At 68.1% G+C, this 15,522-nt stretch carries 20 protein-coding genes, 1 pseudogene and 1 riboswitch; of the genes and pseudogenes, 12 read left to right on the forward strand and 9 right to left on the reverse strand.

Annotation, left to right across the window (positions count from 1 at the left end; all coding sequences use genetic code 11):
* Window positions 1–2: 2 nt before the first annotated feature.
* A complete protein-coding gene (locus tag RMCB_RS08850) occupies window positions 3–1,238 on the reverse strand; it encodes an SLC13 family permease (RefSeq protein ID WP_062828558.1) in 1,236 nt (411 codons plus the stop codon).
* Between the two features lie 100 nt (window positions 1,239–1,338).
* On the opposite strand from RMCB_RS08850, the gene RMCB_RS08855 reads away from it, so the two are divergent.
* Window positions 1,339–2,316 (forward strand): glycerophosphodiester phosphodiesterase, encoded by a 978-nt coding sequence (locus RMCB_RS08855; protein ID WP_062828467.1) that lies wholly within the window; start codon window positions 1,339–1,341, stop codon window positions 2,314–2,316.
* Here RMCB_RS08855 and RMCB_RS08860 read toward each other — a convergent pair.
* From RMCB_RS08860 to mrf, 3 genes are read right to left on the reverse strand one after another with little or no spacing between them, the layout of a single operon-like run.
* The gene (locus tag RMCB_RS08860) at window positions 2,309–3,235 is read right to left on the reverse strand and encodes an MBL fold metallo-hydrolase (RefSeq protein ID WP_062828468.1); all 927 of its coding nucleotides are present in this window, start codon (window positions 3,233–3,235) and stop codon (window positions 2,309–2,311) included. The two genes, RMCB_RS08855 and RMCB_RS08860, sit on opposite strands and share 8 nt — an antisense overlap.
* A gap of 21 nt (window positions 3,236–3,256) precedes the next feature.
* Complete coding sequence (locus RMCB_RS08865; protein WP_029369387.1) at window positions 3,257–3,505, reverse strand: type B 50S ribosomal protein L31; 249 nt, start codon at window positions 3,503–3,505, stop codon at window positions 3,257–3,259.
* Window positions 3,502–4,686, reverse strand: coding sequence for a ribosome hibernation factor-recruiting GTPase MRF (gene mrf, locus RMCB_RS08870; RefSeq protein WP_062828469.1), 1,185 nt, complete (start codon window positions 4,684–4,686; stop codon window positions 3,502–3,504). Before mrf ends, RMCB_RS08865 begins: the two co-directional genes overlap by 4 nt.
* Before the next feature lie 74 nt (window positions 4,687–4,760).
* Between mrf and rpmB the strand changes: the two genes are divergently transcribed.
* From rpmB to RMCB_RS08910, 8 genes are all read left to right on the forward strand, one after another.
* A complete protein-coding gene (gene rpmB / locus RMCB_RS08875) occupies window positions 4,761–4,997 on the forward strand; it encodes a 50S ribosomal protein L28 (RefSeq protein ID WP_029369389.1) in 237 nt (78 codons plus the stop codon).
* Entirely contained in the window at window positions 4,997–5,161 is a 165-nt protein-coding gene (rpmG, locus tag RMCB_RS08880) for a 50S ribosomal protein L33 (RefSeq protein WP_018603652.1), read from the forward strand. The genes rpmB and rpmG overlap by 1 nt, the downstream gene beginning before the upstream one ends.
* A complete protein-coding gene (rpsN, locus tag RMCB_RS08885) occupies window positions 5,161–5,466 on the forward strand; it encodes a 30S ribosomal protein S14 (protein WP_029369390.1) in 306 nt (101 codons plus the stop codon). The genes rpmG and rpsN overlap by 1 nt, the downstream gene beginning before the upstream one ends.
* The gene (rpsR, locus tag RMCB_RS08890) at window positions 5,463–5,720 is read left to right on the forward strand and encodes a 30S ribosomal protein S18 (RefSeq protein WP_109784211.1); all 258 of its coding nucleotides are present in this window, start codon (window positions 5,463–5,465) and stop codon (window positions 5,718–5,720) included. Before rpsN ends, rpsR begins: the two co-directional genes overlap by 4 nt.
* 10 nt (window positions 5,721–5,730) lie before the next feature.
* Window positions 5,731–5,853, forward strand: a riboswitch (cobalamin riboswitch).
* Window positions 5,854–5,892: 39 nt separating this feature from the next.
* Entirely contained in the window at window positions 5,893–6,858 is a 966-nt protein-coding gene (locus RMCB_RS08895) for an ABC transporter substrate-binding protein (protein ID WP_062828471.1), read from the forward strand.
* Window positions 6,855–7,880: a FecCD family ABC transporter permease gene (locus RMCB_RS08900; protein ID WP_062828472.1), complete on the forward strand. Its 1,026-nt coding sequence runs from the start codon at window positions 6,855–6,857 to the stop codon at window positions 7,878–7,880. Before RMCB_RS08895 ends, RMCB_RS08900 begins: the two co-directional genes overlap by 4 nt.
* Window positions 7,877–8,647, forward strand: coding sequence for an ABC transporter ATP-binding protein (locus tag RMCB_RS08905; RefSeq protein WP_062828473.1), 771 nt, complete (start codon window positions 7,877–7,879; stop codon window positions 8,645–8,647). The genes RMCB_RS08900 and RMCB_RS08905 overlap by 4 nt, the downstream gene beginning before the upstream one ends.
* Window positions 8,644–9,306: a (2Fe-2S)-binding protein gene (locus RMCB_RS08910; protein WP_062828474.1), complete on the forward strand. Its 663-nt coding sequence runs from the start codon at window positions 8,644–8,646 to the stop codon at window positions 9,304–9,306. Before RMCB_RS08905 ends, RMCB_RS08910 begins: the two co-directional genes overlap by 4 nt.
* Here the strand turns inward: RMCB_RS08910 and RMCB_RS08915 are convergent.
* Together RMCB_RS08915 and RMCB_RS08920 are read right to left on the reverse strand one after the other, a co-directional pair.
* The gene (locus RMCB_RS08915; protein WP_062828475.1) at window positions 9,300–10,010 is read right to left on the reverse strand and encodes a TIGR03943 family putative permease subunit; all 711 of its coding nucleotides are present in this window, start codon (window positions 10,008–10,010) and stop codon (window positions 9,300–9,302) included. The two genes, RMCB_RS08910 and RMCB_RS08915, sit on opposite strands and share 7 nt — an antisense overlap.
* Complete coding sequence (locus RMCB_RS08920; protein ID WP_062828476.1) at window positions 10,007–11,008, reverse strand: permease; 1,002 nt, start codon at window positions 11,006–11,008, stop codon at window positions 10,007–10,009. Before RMCB_RS08920 ends, RMCB_RS08915 begins: the two co-directional genes overlap by 4 nt.
* A gap of 68 nt (window positions 11,009–11,076) precedes the next feature.
* Here RMCB_RS08920 and RMCB_RS36005 point away from each other — a divergent pair.
* Window positions 11,077–11,184 (forward strand): annotated as a pseudogene (locus RMCB_RS36005) (hypothetical protein); the annotation flags it as partial.
* On the opposite strand, the gene RMCB_RS08925 reads toward RMCB_RS36005, so the two are convergent.
* The 3 genes from RMCB_RS08925 to RMCB_RS08935 are packed head-to-tail and all read right to left on the reverse strand — an operon-like array spanning window position 11,177 to window position 13,731.
* Entirely contained in the window at window positions 11,177–11,938 is a 762-nt protein-coding gene (locus RMCB_RS08925) for a LamB/YcsF family protein (protein ID WP_062828477.1), read from the reverse strand. The pseudogene RMCB_RS36005 and the gene RMCB_RS08925 overlap by 8 nt on opposite strands.
* Window positions 11,938–12,585: a 5,6-dimethylbenzimidazole synthase gene (bluB, locus tag RMCB_RS08930; protein WP_062828478.1), complete on the reverse strand. Its 648-nt coding sequence runs from the start codon at window positions 12,583–12,585 to the stop codon at window positions 11,938–11,940. Before bluB ends, RMCB_RS08925 begins: the two co-directional genes overlap by 1 nt.
* A gap of 9 nt (window positions 12,586–12,594) precedes the next feature.
* Entirely contained in the window at window positions 12,595–13,731 is a 1,137-nt protein-coding gene (locus RMCB_RS08935; protein ID WP_062828479.1) for a GTP-binding protein, read from the reverse strand.
* A 53-nt stretch (window positions 13,732–13,784) separates the two neighbouring features.
* On the opposite strand from RMCB_RS08935, the gene RMCB_RS08940 reads away from it, so the two are divergent.
* Together RMCB_RS08940 and RMCB_RS08945 are read left to right on the forward strand one after the other, a co-directional pair.
* A complete protein-coding gene (locus RMCB_RS08940; RefSeq protein ID WP_062828480.1) occupies window positions 13,785–14,747 on the forward strand; it encodes a metal ABC transporter solute-binding protein, Zn/Mn family in 963 nt (320 codons plus the stop codon).
* The gene (locus RMCB_RS08945) at window positions 14,734–15,510 is read left to right on the forward strand and encodes a metal ABC transporter ATP-binding protein (RefSeq protein WP_062828481.1); all 777 of its coding nucleotides are present in this window, start codon (window positions 14,734–14,736) and stop codon (window positions 15,508–15,510) included. The genes RMCB_RS08940 and RMCB_RS08945 overlap by 14 nt, the downstream gene beginning before the upstream one ends.
* Window positions 15,511–15,522 lie beyond the last annotated feature (12 nt).

Genomic DNA, 15,522 nt, shown 5'->3' on the forward strand with positions numbered 1-15,522 from the left:
GCTCAGAGCCCGACGACACGCAGCCCGGCCCACAGCGCGAGCACCGCGGCCACCAGGGTCAGCGGCACCGTGAACAAGCCGACGCGGCTGAACTCACTGAACCGGGCGGTCAGGTCATATTGATGAACCACATTGCGCCACAGCAGGTTCGACAGTGATCCGACGTAGCTGAGGTTGGGCCCGACATTGACACCGATCAGCACGGCCAGCACCGCGGCCGGTCCTGAGGCCGCCACCAGCGGCAGCAACAGCAGGACGGCGGGCAGATTGTTGACCAAATTCGCCAGAACCGCCGCGACCGCCGCGAAGCCCAGCAGCGCCGGCAGTGAGTCCCCGGCGGGCAGCACGTTGTGCATCACCTTGTCCAGGCCGTGCAGCATGACGGCGTCGACCACGACACCGAGGCACAGCACGAACGCGAGGAACGGCACATTGACCGCCTGCACGATGCCACGGACCGTGCTGCGCCGCTTGATCAGGCTGCGGACACCGAGCACCAGCGCGCCGGCCAGTGCGGCCCAAGCTGGGGACAGGTCCAACAACGAGGTGGCCACGAAACCCGCCAGCGTCAAACCCAGCACCACGAGCACGAACACCGGAACTTCGGGTGGCGGGGGCGTGACCTCGGCGGCCGGGCGGCTCAGCTCACGACGGAAAAGCAAACGCAACGCGACGAATTCAACTGCGACAGCGGCCAGCCACGGCAGCGCCATCACCGCGGTGAACTGGGTGAAGGACAGACCGGCCACGGCGAAGGCCAGCAGGTTGGTCAGGTTGGACACCGGGAACACCAACGACGCGGTGTTGGCCAGGTGTGCCGTGGCGTATGCGTGCGGCCGCGGTGTGACGTCGAGCGTGCGGGCCGTCGTCAGCACCACCGGGGTGAGCAGCACGACGGTTGCGTCGAGGCTCAGCACTGCGGTGGTGCCGGCACCTATGAGGAACACGCGGGTGAGCAGGCGGCGTGGATCACCTCTGCTCGCCCGGGCCATCAGGGTGCCCGCGGCGTGGAACAGTCCCTCGTTGTCGCATACGTGGGCCAGTACCAGCACGGCCGCGAGGAACCCGACCACGGGAAGCAGGCCCGACACCTCGGTCCTCGCCTGTTCGAGCGTGACCGATCCGACGGCGAGCAGCAGGCCCGCAGCCGGCACGGCCACAACCGCTTCCGGCCACCCTTCGGGGCGGGCCAGCGCGAACCCGAGCACCACCACCAGCAACACCAATGGCAGCAGCAACGATTGGTTCCTTTCGGCCGGCCGAACACTCGGTGACGTTTCGTGCGGTTCGGGCCGCACCGCTCTGACCGTACCGGGGCTGCTCGATAGCGTGGTCGGCATGCGCTCGTGGATTCCGCTGCTGATGCTGTTCGTGCTGGCAGTCAGCGTCCAGTCGGCTTCGTCTGCGGCGGCTGCCTCCGCGCCGTTCGACCTGCAGGCGCACCGGGGCGGTCGGGGCGAGACCACCGAGGAGTCGTTGCGCGCCTTCGCCAAGTCGATCGAGCTCGGCGTCAGCACGCTCGAGCTGGACATCGTGCTGACCGAAGACCATCAGCCACTGGTCTGGCACGATCCGCGCATCGAAGCCACCAAGTGCGCTGACACCGGGCCGGCCTTCCCGGACGACCCGATGTACCCCTATGTCGGGAAGCTGGTCCACGATCTCACGCTGCAGCAGGTGCGCACCCTCGACTGCGGCAAGCTGCTCGCCGACTATCCAGGCGCAGAAGTGGTGCGCGGCAACAAGATTGCGTTGTTGCCCGAGGTGTTCGCGCTTGCCGACTCGTACCGGGCCGACGTCCGCTACAACATCGAGACCAAGGTCGAGGCGGACAAGCCCGGCACATCGGCGGCGCCGGAGGAGTTCGTCGACGTCATCCTGGCCGCGGTCCGTGCTGCGGGCAAGGTCGACAAGGTTGACATCCAGAGCTTCGACTGGCGCTCGTTGCCGCTGGTGCGGCAGGCCGAACCGGCGATCCCGTTGGTCGCGCTCTGGGATGACACGACGTGGGTGGCCGGTTCTCCGTGGCTGGCCGGGGTTGATCCGGCCGTGGTGGGCGATCCCATAACGGGTGCGATGACGGTGGGCGCGGACATCCTCTCACCCGAGTACCACCTGGTGGACCGCGCGTTCAACGATCGGGCGCATGCCGCGGGCCTGCGGGTGATTCCGTGGACGGTCGACGATTCCGAGGCGATGCGAGCGCAGATCGCGGCAGGCGTCGACGGCATCATCACCGATTTTCCGACGCGGTTGCGGTCGGTGATGGCCGAGCTGGGCATGCCGCTGCCGCCGGCCTTTCACCGGGTCAGCTGAGCACCCACGGGTCGGCGGCCTCCCACACCGTCGGCAGGTGCAGTCGGACCCCGTCGGCGGTGGCCAGCCGGGTCAGCACTCGCATCGACGCATCCAGGTCGTCTCCGGCATACGGTAAGGCTCGCAACGGCTTGTGCAACGGCCGGAAGAAATCGTCCCAATGGATCAGCACCACGCGGCGCGCCCCGACGGCCCGCACGGTCTCGGTCCAGTAGTCGGCGAGATACTCCTCGGGTTGCAGCCCGAGCTGGCCGATACCGAGATACGCGACATCGGCCTGCTGACCGGCCAGTGCCCCCGGCACCGCGCCCGCGCTTCCGACGATCAGCATGCGCCGGTCGGTGGTCCGGTGGTGGACGATGATCGACCAAGCCTCGCCGCACTTGTATGCCGAGGCCTTCACCGGTGGGACGATCGGCTGGGCAATTCTGCCGGGGAAACGGTCGGGCGGGCAGTGCTCGGATTCGAACAAGGTGACGTCGAATGCGCCCAGCGACAGCGGCCGGCGCGGTGTGGCGGTGATGACCCGGTCGGCGGGCAGCCCGTGCCCGCGGCCGATCTGGGCGGCCGAGGATCCGCCGACCAACCTGGCACCGGTGCGTTCGGCCACCAGCGCGGAATCCATGGCGTGGTCGTAGTGGGTGTGGACGGGCAGCACGGCGTCGAGCCGGTCGATGCCGAGCCGGGCCAGACATCCGTCGACGCGTGGCCGCGATGGTTCGAGCCGGCCGAGGCCGACCGTCCACAGCGGGGGCCGGGAGAAGAACCCGTCGGTCAGCACGGCCGACGAGCCGTCGTCGACGAGCAGGGTGGTGACCCCGGCCCACGTCACGCGCAGCGGCGATCCCGGGGTGGCCGCCGGTGTGTCGAAGAACCCCGCGTATTCGGCAAGGTCGGGCCTTCCGGGTTTCAGCCGCATTGTCCCACCTTATGGCGAGGCCTATCCGTAGCGGCGGCGGAACTTCTCGACCTGGCCTGCCGAATCGATGTGGCGTTGCGATCCGGTCCAGAACGGATGGGAGTCCGAGCTGACGTCGACCACGATCAGCGGATAGGTCTGCACGCCGTCGGCAGTCGGCCAGTCGATGGTGCGATTGCTGGTGGCCGTGGACCGGGTCAGGAAACGGGTGCCGGTGGCGGCGTCCTGGAAGACCACCGGGTGGTAGTCGGGGTGGATACCGGATTTCATCGCGCTTCTCCTTCGTGGTGTCCGGGTTGAGCGGGTTCCTCGGTCGGCGGCTCGCACGGCTCCTCGTGCCAGTCGCCGAACGGGTCGGGGTAGTGGGCCCACTGTTCGGGGTGGACGATTTCGTCGTTGGTGAGGACCGCGCCGCGGAGGGCGTCGAGGATCTCCTCGGGCGCCGCGCCGCAGATCAGCACCGTGAGGAAGATGTGCCGATCGCCGATCAATTCGTCCCAGCCGGTCGCGGCGAGGGCCCGGCGCTGCGGATCGACGTACGCAAGCTCGCTGGAATCCATTGCCGCCAGCCATTTTCCAGCGTTGCTGAACCGCAGTCCGCCACCGGCGGATTCGATGTACATGACCTCGCCCGGACGGTTGGCCAGCCAGGCGCGGCCGCGGGTGCGCACCACGCCGTCGAGTAGCAAATCCAGCGCGGCGTGCAGCCGCACGGGGTGGAACGGCCGCCGCGAGGAGAACTCGATGATGCCGACGTCACCGTCGCGGTCCAGTGGCGGTTCGCCTGCGAGCAGCGGTTCGTGCGGTGAGATGGCGCGACCACGGCGGCTGTCGGGCTCGAGGTGGGCCAGCGCCAGTTCGATGCGGTCCGGGCCGACGGTGATACGGGCGCGCGGGGTGAGTCTGCGCAGCACGGCCAGGGTCGTCGCGTCGGGTTCGGTGAGCACCAGCACATCGGCGAATTCGGCCTGGCCGACGACGACCTGCGCGACGGTGCGCCCGTCGTCGAGTTCCTCATCGCCGACGGCTTGCTCACGCCATTCGGTGGTGTCGATGCACGCGACGACGTCCTCCACGCAGACGTCGCGGGCCGCCGGCCCGTCGATGTAGCCCGGGCCGACGTGTACCCGGACGTTCTCGATCGCCCAGCAGACCGGCTCGGGTTCCAGCCAGGGCATCAGCTGCACGACGATGCGCTGGACGTCGGCGCGCCGGTGCAAGCGGCGCAGCAGCACGAGTAGATCGTCGCGGACCGTGCAGGTCACGCACCCGTGGGCGAGTTCCAGTGGCCACTCGGATGGTGCTGAGTCAGTGCCGCCCTGCACGGTGCGCAACACCACCTGGCCGTCGAAGGTGTGCCGGACCAGCACGGTGCCGGGGCGGCGGCTCAGCTCGTCGGCGACGCCGTCGGTGCCGCCCTGGCCGGCGATGAGTACCACAGGGGTGCGCATACAACTCCCAATTAGCTATTGAAAACGATTGTCATTATGCTTAAGGAGAGGTTACCGCACAATCGAGGAGGCTCATGTCGGCCCACTGCCAAGTCACCGGGCGCTCGCCCGGGTTCGGCAACTCCGTGTCGCACTCGCATCGCCGCAGTCGCAGACGCTGGAACCCGAACATCCAGAACAAGACCTACTACCTGCCCTCTGAGGGGCGCCGGATCCGGCTGCGGGTCAGTGCCAAGGGCATCAAGGTGATCGACCGAGACGGTATCGAAGCCGTAGTGGCCCGGATTCGCAGCCGCGGGGAGAAAATCTGATGGCGCGCACCGACATTCGCCCGATCGTCAAGCTGAGGTCCACTGCCGGGACGGGATACACGTACGTGACCCGCAAGAACCGTCGCAACGACCCCGACCGCATCGTGCTCCGCAAGTACGACCCGGTGATCCGCAGGCACGTCGACTTCCGCGAGGAGCGCTGATGGCCAAGGCATCCAAGATCGTCAAGAACGAACAGCGGCGAAAACTGGTGGAGCGCTACGCCGAACGCCGGGCCGAGCTCAAACAGATCATCCGCAACCCGGCCAGCTCACGTGACGAGCGGGCTGCCGCGGCGTCCGCATTGCAGCGGTTGCCGCGTGATTCCAGTCCGGTCCGGCTGCGCAATCGCGATGCGGTCGACGGCAGGCCCCGCGGCCATCTGCGGAAGTTCGGCCTGTCCCGGGTGCGGGTCAGGGAATTGGCACACCGCGGGGAGCTCCCCGGCGTACGGAAGTCGAGCTGGTGATGGCGAAGAAGAACCCGAAGAAGCGGCCGTCGGCAGCCGAACTCAAGAAGCCCAAGCGCAATCAACTCGACGCGCTCGGTGTCTCGCACGTCGATTACAAGGACGTGCAGTTGCTGCGGACCTTCATCAGCGAGCGCGGCAAGATCCGATCGCCGCGCGTGACTGGGCTGACCCCGCAACAGCAGCGCCAGGTGGCCAAGGCGATCAAGAATGCGCGCGAGATGGCGCTGCTGCCGGTGGCCGGCGTCCGCTGACCTACCATCGATACCGATAGGCGACTGCGGATCGTGGAAGCCGGTGCGAATCCGGCGCGGTCCCGCCACTGTGATCGGTTTCAGCGTGCGCTGATCCCGAGAGCCAGATACGCACCGCAGTCACCACCTCACAAGCACTGGGGCGGATCTCCCCGGAGAGGATCGTAAGCACGTGGCTGCTCGTTGGCTGGTCGTCGGGCTGACGTCGATGCTGTTGGCATCGGGGTGCGCATCGACCACCGCGGAATCGACAACCCCCGCACCGGGATATCCGGTGGCCGTGGACAATTGCGGCGTCAGCACCACCTACGACCGGCCGCCGGCCCGTGTGGTGGCTCTGAATCAGCATGCGATCGAGACGATGCTGGCGCTCGGTCTGGAAAAATCCATGGTCGGCACGTCGTATCTCGACGACCGCATCCTGCCGGAGTACCAGGGCGCCTACGACTCGGTGCCCGTGCTCGCCAAGCAGTACCCGTCGTACGAAGCACTGCTGGCGGTCGAACCGGACTTCGTCTACGGCGGATGGGAGAGCGCGTTCGACGAGAAGGAGGGCCGCAGCCGGGAGCGCCTGGCCGGCGCCGGAGTGCACACCTATCTGAACATCGAGGACTGCGTTGCGGGTCCGGCAACCATGACGACGGTGGACGACGAACTTCGTGGCATCGGCCGGATCTTCGGCGTCTCCGACCGCGCCGAGCGCCAGATCGAGGCGCTGCATGCAGAACTCGCCCGCACCGAGACGAAAGTCCGAGGGGCGCAGTCCGTGCCCGTTGCGGTGTACGACAGCGGAGACGCCACGGTGTTCACGTCCGGGGGCAAGGGCATCGGCAACGAGATGATCAGGGCCGCAGGCGGAGTCAACGTGTTCGGTGACGTACCCAAGGTCTGGGCCGATGTGTCGTTCGAGCAGTTCGCCGAGCGCGCACCCGAGGTGATCCTGATCTACGACTACGGCGACCAGCCGGTCGAGCAGAAGAAGCGGTTTTTGATGGAAAACCCTGTGCTGCAGCATGTTCCTGCGATCCAGCACAAGCGGTTCGCGGTGCTCCCGTTGTCTTCGGTGGTGGTGGGCGTGCGGGTCGCCCGCGCCGTGCAGTCGCTGGCCGGGCAGCTGCATCCGGAACGGTTTTCGTGATCCGCCGGTCCCATGGGGTGGTCCTCACGATTCTCGGTGCGGTACTGCTGGCCGCCGTTACGGCGGGGATCGGGCTCGGATCGGTGGCCATCGCGCCCGCGCAGGTGTGGGCCATCATCGCGCACGCGATCCATCCGGGCCTGGTCGAGCAGAGCTGGCCCGCGGTGCGCGAGTCGATCGTTCTCGATGCGCGGCTGCCGCGGGTCGTGCTGGGAGCCGTGGTGGGCGCGGGCCTCGCGGTGTGCGGAATGGTGCTGCAGGCCGTGGTGCGCAATCCGCTCGCCGATCCGATGCTGCTGGGCGTGTCCTCGGGGGCATCGGTCGGAGCTGTCCTGGTCCTGGTCGCCGGAGTTGGTGCGCTGCAGGTGATCACGCTGCCGCTGGCGGCGTTCAGCGGTGCCCTGGCCGCGCTCGTCGCGGTGTATTTCCTGGCGAGATCCGGTGGCCGGATGACGACGGTGCGGCTGATCCTGGCGGGTGTGGCGGTGGCAGAGGTGCTCTCCGCGCTGGCCAGCCTGCTGATCGTGACGTCTGACGATCCACACAAGGCGCAGGCCGCGGTGCGGTGGCTGCTCGGCGGGCTGGGCGGCACAACGTGGCACATGGTCTGGGTGCCCGCCATCGTTGTATTCGTCGGTGTCGCTGCCCTTTTGGCGGTCACCAGGTCGCTGAATCTGCTTTACACCGGTGAGGAGGCCGCCGCATCGCTGGGTCTGGACGTGCATCGGTTCCGCGCGGCGATGTTCGTGGTCGTCGCACTCATGGTCGGTGCCATGGTGGCGGTCAGCGGTGCCATCGGATTCGTGGGGTTGATCATGCCCCACCTGGTGCGCCTGTTGATCGGGGCCGACCACCGACGGGCGCTGCCGGCTGCCGCGCTCCTCGGGGCGGCGTTCCTCGTGGCGTGTGACATCGTGGCCCGCACCGTCGCCGCGCCCGAGGAGCTTCCCGTCGGCATTCTCACGGCCCTGGTGGGCGGACCGTTTTTCCTGTGGCTCATGCGGCGCAAGGCTCCGGCGTGACCACGGCCGTCACGATCGAGGACGTCTCGGTGTCGGTACGTGGAAAGGCGTTGATACGCAACGTCTCTCTGGAGGTCGCAGCCGCCGAGATGCTCGCTGTCGTCGGACCGAACGGAGCGGGTAAGACCACGCTGCTGCGAACCTTGTACCGCGCGCGACGGCCGTCGTCGGGGCGGGTGCTGGTCGGTGGCGATGACCTCTGGCGGCTGCCCGGAAAGCTCGCGGCCCGGCGCGTCGCGGCGGTATTGCAGGAGACCGCAGGTGATTTCGAGCTGACGGTCTTCGACGTCGTCGCGATGGGCAGGACTCCGTACAAGCGGTCGTTCGAGGGCGACAACGCGGACGACCGCCGGATCATCGAAGCGGCGTTGACCGATCTCGATCTCGCCGAACTGCACGACGCGCCGTTCGGGCAGTTGTCCGGTGGGCAGAAGCAACGGGTGCTCATCGCGCGGGCGTTGACCCAGCGCGCCGGTGTGATCGTGCTGGACGAACCCACCAACCATCTCGACCTGCGCCATCAGCACGACGCCCTGCGGCTGCTGCGAAGCACCGGGGCCACCGTCGTTGCCGCATTGCACGACCTCAACCTCGCCGCGGCATACTGCGACCGAATCTGTGTGCTGGACCGTGGAAAGGTGGTCAGGGTGGGAACTCCGGCCGACGTGCTGACCACCGATCTGCTGGCCGACGTGTACGGCGTCGCGGCGACCGTCACCGAAACCGCTGGCATGCCCCAGATCTCGGTGCTGCCGAGGACGCCGTGAACATCGGTGCGGCGCTGGCCGATGTCGCGGCATACGGTGGATTCTTCGCGATCACCGTGGGCGGCGATCCGGACGGCTGGGTTCCGGTGCACCGATGCTACGACGCGGGCTGTCACGACCTGATTCAGCGGACGGCAGCGGGATACGGGACCACCGACCTGCGGATCGGCGCATCTCTGGTCCAGTTCAGCCACGCCTCGCGGCTGTGGTCGCCTGCACTCGCGACTGCGATTGCTCACGGTGTCGTCCCCGACCTCACCGATCTTCAACGCCGGGATACCGCAACGGAACTCAGGCTGCCTGTGCCGACCGGGCGACCAGTGGACCCGAACGGCGTTGCCCGCCAGTTGTATACGTTGGTGGTCGAGCAGCATCTGGAGCCGTTGGCCGCAGGCCTGCGCGTCAAGATGGCGCCACGCCTCCTGTACGGAAACGCCGCGGCCGCCCTCGTGGCGGCGGCAAGTCAGCTGGTCAGCGCGCGACCACAGGTGCGGGCCGAGACCGTCGCGCTGACGGAAACACTGCTGGCGACAGGCGATCTCGTCGGAACCGGCACGATGACCGGACTGCAGTTCACGCGCCGCAGTTGCTGTCTGTTCTACCGCGTCCCCGGTGGTTCGTACTGCGGCGACTGCGCGCTGGCCTGCCGCCGTCAGTAGGCGTACTGATGGGCAGGCGGATCGGTGCGCGTCGCGGTCAGCACAGTCATGTTCGGTATGCTGGCCCGGCTCGAATCATTCTGTCCCGCAGGCACACTGCCTTCGATCGTGACCCAGGTGTTCTCCGGATAGCCCGCGACGCTCGCGGCGGCGGGGCCGGTGAGCCCGATGCGTGCCAGCTGCGCATCGGCCGCGCAGCAGATGATGACGATGCGGGCCAGGTAGGTGTGCTCGCCGTCGTGCATCGTGAAGCCGGTGACCTTGATGGTGCGGTTGTCGAGCGTGCCCGCGGTGTCCTGGGCGATCCGAATGAGCACATCCGGCAGTGAGACCTCGGGGGTTCCGGCGGGCAATGGCGCGAAGGGGCGCCGCAGCACATCGGTGGACACCGCGGCGACCGTCGTCGCGTCCGGGCGGATGGCCGGCGGTACCACGAAGGCCAGCAGGGCGATCGGAATCAGCAGCAGCCAGGCTGTACCGCTGCGGTGGTCGTGCTCGTGGTCGTGCTCGTGAGCGTGATCCGGGCCGTGGCGGATGTCGCGCACGATCGCCGCCAGGGCCAGCACGATGAGCAGCACAGATGTGGCGATGAGGTACGGCTGCAGGGTCGGTTTGACGTAGCGCGTGAAGCTGCCGGTGACGGTGACGATGCCCGTGCTGACGCCGATCAAAAGCAGCAGCGCGTTCTCGGTCTCGCGGCTCATTGCGGCCCCAGCACGAGCGCGCCCACCCCGGTGGCCACCAGGGTGGCCACGACGAGTGTGGATGTGGAGAACCGGACGGCGAACGGCCTGCCGAACATGCCGGCCTGCATGGCGAACAGTTTGAGGTCGACCGCGGGCCCGACGACCAGGAACACCAGCCGGGGCAACAACGGCAACATGGTCAGGCTGGCGGCGACGAACGCGTCGGCCTCAGAGCACAACGCCAATACCACCGCGAGCAACGCCATGGTCATCACGCCGAGCACCAGGTGGCCGGCCAGATGCTGGTACACCCATGCCGGCACCAGCACGTGCAGTGCACCCGCGGCGGTCGCACCGATCACCAGGTAGGCGCACGCGGTGAGGAAATCGTGGCGCGCGGCCTCGATGAACACCACCCACTTCGAGCCGCTGCCGTGGTGAGTCATCGGCAGGCGCTTGGTGATCCACTCCGGTTTGCCGAACCGCGACCAGGCCGCACCCATGACGAGCGCCGTTGCCAGCGAAGCTGTGCACCGTGCCACGACCATCTCGGGGTGACCGGGGAACGCGACCGCGGTCGCCACCAGGACGACGGGGTTGATCGCCGGAGCGGCGAGCATGAAGGTCAGCGCGGCCGCGCCGACGGCGCCGTCGCTGAACAGTCTGCGCGCGACCGGCACCGACCCGCACTCACAGCCGGGCAGCGCCGCGCCGCCGACGCCGGCAGCCAGGATTGCCAGACTGGTGCGCCGGGGCAGCCACCGGGCCAGCCGGTCCGGCGTCACGAATACCGCGATCAGGCCGCTGATCACCACACCGAGCGCGAGAAACGGCAGGGCCTGCACGAACACGCCGCAGAACACCGTGGCTGCCGTCGCCACCTTCGGCGTGCGCTGAACGAAATCGTGTGCGGGACCACCCGCCAGCGCCAGTGCGATGATGCCGATGACGAGGATGGGCATGGACCCCAACCGCTTTCGCGTCGCCTCCGACTTCACCGCCACGGCGGTCATCATGCCAGCCCTGGCTGTGAATTCTCTCGTGCGAATTGATGCATACCCGACTTGTCAACCCCCAAGGCGCAGCGGGCGGCGCGCTGTCGCCGGTGCTCGCGGCGGTGCTGCACAACGCGTCGTCGGTGGCGGTGGTCGCCAACAGCGCACGGCTGATCCGCTATGAGCTGACTAGCTGAACGCCTGTAGCTGCACTCCCGCGGCGGTCAACCGCTGCCGCACGGCTCGCGCGATCTGCACGGCCCCCGGCGAATCACCGTGCACGCAAACGGATTCCACACTCACGTCGATGGTCGACCCGTCGACGGCCCGGACCCTGCCCTCACCGACCATCGTGAGGACGCGGTCAGCGATCTCTGCTGGGTCGTGCAGCACCGCGCCGGGCTCGCGACGCGACACCAGTGTGCCGTCGGGCTGGTAGGCGCGGTCGGCGAACGCCTCGGCGACGGTCCGTAGCCCCAACTGCGTGGCCTCGGCGAAGAACGCCGACCCGGACAATCCGAGCACCGGCAGCGTGGGGTCGACGGCGTGTACGGCCGCCGCGACGGCCGCGGCCTGTTCGGTGTGGTGCACGATCGTGTTGTACAGCGCGCCATGGGGTTTGACGTAGCTCACCGCGGCGCCAGCCGCGTGGGCGATGGCCTGTAACGCGCCGATCTGATAGATCACATCAGCGGTCAATTCCTCGGCCTCGACGTCGATGAACCGTCTGCCGAACCCGGCCAGGTCGCGGTAGCTCACCTGCGCTCCGACCCGCACGCCGGAGTCGGCGGCCGCGCGGCACGTGCGCAGCAGCAGCGCCGGATCCCCGGCGTGGAAGCCGCACGCCAGGTTGGCGCTCGTGACGACGCCCAACATGGCTTCGTCGTCGCCGAGCTGCCACACCGCAAAGCCTTCGCCCAGATCGGCGTTGAGGTCGACCGTGGCGGGCATCAGCGTGGCCAGCCGTTCTCGGAGACGAATTCGGGCAGCGGACGCGCCGAGGTCCAGTGCTCGATCTCCAGCACCGGCCGGTCCGGGAAGTCCGGTACCGGCCCGAGACAGAGGATGGCGATGGGTTCGGCGGCGTCGGGCATGTCGAGCAACTCGGCGAGCCGAGCCGGCTCGAAGATCGACACCCAGCCCATGCCGAGCCCTTCGGCGCGCGCGGCCAGCCACATGTTCTGGATGGCGCACGACACCGAGGCCAGGTCCATGTGCGGCATGGTGCGTCGCCCGAACACATGGCGTTCGCGGTCGTCACCGAGTGCGATCACGAACAGCTCCGCGCAGTCGAGGACACCTTCCACCTTCAGCGCGAGGAACTCCGCGGCGCGGGGCCCGAGCGCGTCGGCGGTACGCATGCGCTCCTCGTCGACCAGGGCGTGAATCTTGTGGCGCAGTCCGGTGTCGGTGATCCGGATGAACCGCCACGGCTGCATGAGGCCGACACTGGGTGCGGCGTGCGCGGCCTGCAGCAGCCTGCCGAGGACCTCGGTGGTCACCGAGCTGCCCGGCACGAACCGGCGCATGTCGCGGCGCTCGGTGATGGCGCGGTAGACGGCCTTCCGTTCGGGCGGGCTGAAGGCATGCTCGGGCACGCATCGAGCCTAAGGGGCGTGCACGTGCGTGACGCTCCACTCCGGCAGCGGGTCGGGGTACCGCAGCCAGGCCTGTTCTCCGGAGGCCAGCTCGTCGTCGGTCAGCAGGGCGTTGCGCAGCAGCGCCTGCAGCCCGTCCCGGTCGATCCGGATGCCGATGAAGACGATCTCCTGGCTCGGCGCCAGCTCGGTGCGGGACCAGAACTGCGCGGGTTCGATGACGAGATTCGGCCCGGCCTGCGACCAGATCGCGGCGATCGAGGGTCGGCTGGCGATCCAGCAGAAACCCTTGCTGCGTAGCAGGCCGGTGATCTGGTCGAGCGCAGCCGCGAGACGGTACGGGTGAAACGGCCGGTCGGCGCGGAACGTCATCGACCCGATGCCGTACTCCTCGGTCTCGGGGGTGTGTCCGGAGGCGATCTCTTCGTCCCAGCCGGGCGCCTCGGCCGCGGCGATGGGATCGAAGCGGCCGGTGTCGAGCACCTCGTCGAGATCGACCACGCCGTGGTCGGTGTGGATCAGTCTGGCGGTCGGGTTGAGCCGGCGCACCACGGTCTCGACCGCGCCGAGGCGCTGCTCGCCGACCAGGTCGGTCTTGTTGAGCAGGATGACGTCGGCGAACTCGACCTGGTCGACGAGCAGGTCGGCGACGCTGCGCGCGTCTCCCGGGCCTGCCGTCATGTCGCGGTCGGCGAGTGCCTCGCCGCGGGCGAGTTCTGTCAGAAACGTCGACGCGTCCACGACGGTCACCAGGGTGTCGAGCCGCGCCAGTTGACCGAGGCTGGAACCGTCGTCGAATTCCCAGCTGAAGGTCGCGGCGACGGGCATGGGCTCGGAGATGCCGGTGGACTCGATGACGAGCTGGTCGAACCGGTTCTGCCGGGCCAGCTCGCCGACCGCCTCGATGAGGTCTTCGCGCAGCGTGCAGCAGATGCAGCCGTTGGTGAGCTCGACGAGCTTCTCCTGTGTGCGGTCCAGGTGTCCTTCGCCGGCGATGAGAGCGGCGTCGATGTTGACCTCGCTCATGTCGTTGACGATGACCGCGACGCGTCTGCCCTCCCGGTTGGCCAGGATGTGGTTGAGCAGGGTGGTCTTGCCTGCGCCGAGGAAGCCGGACAGGACGGTGACGGGCAGACGTTCGGACATCGCACTCCTAATTGGAAATCATTTTCAATAACTATCCGGCTGCGCGCCGTTTAATGCAAACGGTTATCGTTATCGCCGTGACTCGGCTCGTGAACCTCAAGCTCCGCACCCTGGCCGCCGGCCTGGTGCTCACCGTCCCCTTCGCCCTCGCCGCATGCGGCTCGGAGAAGACCCCTGCGGGCAACGCCGCCGGCGACTGCCCGGCCACCCCGCTGAACGTCGTGGTCAGCGTCGACCAGTGGGGCGACATCGTCTCGGACCTGGGCGGGGCATGTGCGAAGGTCACCACGGTGCTGGCCAGCTCGTCGGTCGACCCGCACGACTACGAACCGTCCCCATCGGATGCGGCCAAGTTCGCCGGCGCCCAACTGGTGGTCATCAACGGCGGCCACTACGACGAGTGGGCGGCCAAGCTCGCCGCGAGTTCGGCATCGGGCGCACCCGTCGTCAACGCGCTGGATCTCGACAAAACCCAGGGCGGCGGCACCAACCCGCACGCCTGGTACCGGCCGGCCACGGTGACCGCCCTGGCCGACGCCGTCACCGCCAAGCTCGGCGAGCTGGCCCCGCAGGCCAAGGACTACTTCACCGGCAGGCGCGCGGCGTTCACCGACGAGATGAAGCCGTACACGCAGCTCATCGACACCATCAAGGCCAAGGCCGCGGGCAAGACCTACGCCGCCACCGAAACCGTCTTCGACGACATGGCCTCCGCGGTGGGCCTGAGCGACCGCACCCCCGCGGGCTATCAGGTGGCGACGTCAAACGAATCCGACCCGTCGCCTGCCGATCTGGACGCCTTCCTGCGCCTTCTCGACTCCAAGGGCGTCGACGTCCTGATCTACAACACCCAGACCGAAGGCTCGCTGCCGCAGCAGATCCGCGCCGCCGCAGAGAAAGCCGGTATTCCGGTGGTGGATGTGACCGAAACAGTGGCGCCGGGCGCGAAGTCGTTCGAGGCTTGGCAGGTGGACCAACTCACCGCACTGGCCAAGGCTCTTGGTGTCCAGTCATAACGACGAACCCGCACTGGTCTTCGACGATGTCAGCGTGGTGCGCGGCGGACGGCTGATCTGGTCGGAGGGCACCTTCTCGATACCCGCAGGCGGCATCGTCGCGCTGATCGGGTCGAACGGCTCCGGCAAGTCGACCATGCTGCAGGTCGTGCTGGGGCTGCTGCCGATGGCGTCGGGGTCCGTGCGGGTGCTGGGCGGCAAGCCCGGAGACAACAACGACCTGATCGGCTACGTGCCGCAGGACTACGTCGCCGGGGCAGGCGAGGCGATCCGAGCCCGCGATGCGGTGATGCTGGGGCTCACCGGCAGGCGCTGGGGACTGCGCCGCACCACCGAGGCGGACCGGGCGCGGGTCGCCGAGGCGCTGACATGGGTCGAGGCGGACGAGTTCGCCGACCGGCGGCTGTCACAGCTCTCGGGCGGCCAGCGGCAACGCATCGCGCTGGCCAACGCACTTGTGGGCCATCCGAAGATGCTGATCCTCGACGAACCCCTGGCCGCGCTGGATCTGCGCAACCAGCACGAGATCGTGCAGCTGCTGTCCCGCTTGAACGCTGAGCTGTCGGTGACCATTCTCGTCGTCGCGCATGATCTCAACCCGCTGCTGTCGGTCCTCGACAGTGCCATCTACCTGCTCGACGGGCATGCTCACTACGCTGCCATCGATGAGGTGGTCGACGCCGACCTGCTGACCCACCTCTACGGGACGAAGGTCCAGGTGGCCAACACGCTGCAGGGCAAGATGTACATGAGGAGCGGGTAGTGACGATTGTGG

The sequence above is a fragment of the Mycolicibacterium brisbanense genome, assembly GCF_001570425.1.
In the GTDB taxonomy this organism is placed as follows: Bacteria; Actinomycetota; Actinomycetes; order Mycobacteriales; family Mycobacteriaceae; genus Mycobacterium; species Mycobacterium brisbanense.

Bases quoted from the DNA above. Each gene is read 5' to 3' on its own strand.
- RMCB_RS08855 (WP_062828467.1), top strand. From the start codon at position 1,339: ATGCGCTCGTGGATTCCGCTGCTGATGCTGTTCGTGCTGGCAGTCAGC.
- RMCB_RS08860 (WP_062828468.1), bottom strand. From the start codon at position 3,235: ATGCGGCTGAAACCCGGAAGGCCCGACCTTGCCGAATACGCGGGGTTC.
- RMCB_RS08865 (WP_029369387.1), bottom strand. From the start codon at position 3,505: ATGAAATCCGGTATCCACCCCGACTACCACCCGGTGGTCTTCCAGGAC.
- mrf (WP_062828469.1), bottom strand. From the start codon at position 4,686: ATGCGCACCCCTGTGGTACTCATCGCCGGCCAGGGCGGCACCGACGGC.
- rpmB (WP_029369389.1), top strand. From the start codon at position 4,761: ATGTCGGCCCACTGCCAAGTCACCGGGCGCTCGCCCGGGTTCGGCAAC.
- rpmG (WP_018603652.1), top strand. From the start codon at position 4,997: ATGGCGCGCACCGACATTCGCCCGATCGTCAAGCTGAGGTCCACTGCC.
- rpsN (WP_029369390.1), top strand. From the start codon at position 5,161: ATGGCCAAGGCATCCAAGATCGTCAAGAACGAACAGCGGCGAAAACTG.
- RMCB_RS08915 (WP_062828475.1), bottom strand. From the start codon at position 10,010: ATGAGCCGCGAGACCGAGAACGCGCTGCTGCTTTTGATCGGCGTCAGC.
- RMCB_RS08920 (WP_062828476.1), bottom strand. From the start codon at position 11,008: ATGATGACCGCCGTGGCGGTGAAGTCGGAGGCGACGCGAAAGCGGTTG.
- RMCB_RS08925 (WP_062828477.1), bottom strand. From the start codon at position 11,938: ATGCCCGCCACGGTCGACCTCAACGCCGATCTGGGCGAAGGCTTTGCG.
- RMCB_RS08935 (WP_062828479.1), bottom strand. From the start codon at position 13,731: ATGTCCGAACGTCTGCCCGTCACCGTCCTGTCCGGCTTCCTCGGCGCA.
- RMCB_RS08940 (WP_062828480.1), top strand. From the start codon at position 13,785: ATGCAAACGGTTATCGTTATCGCCGTGACTCGGCTCGTGAACCTCAAG.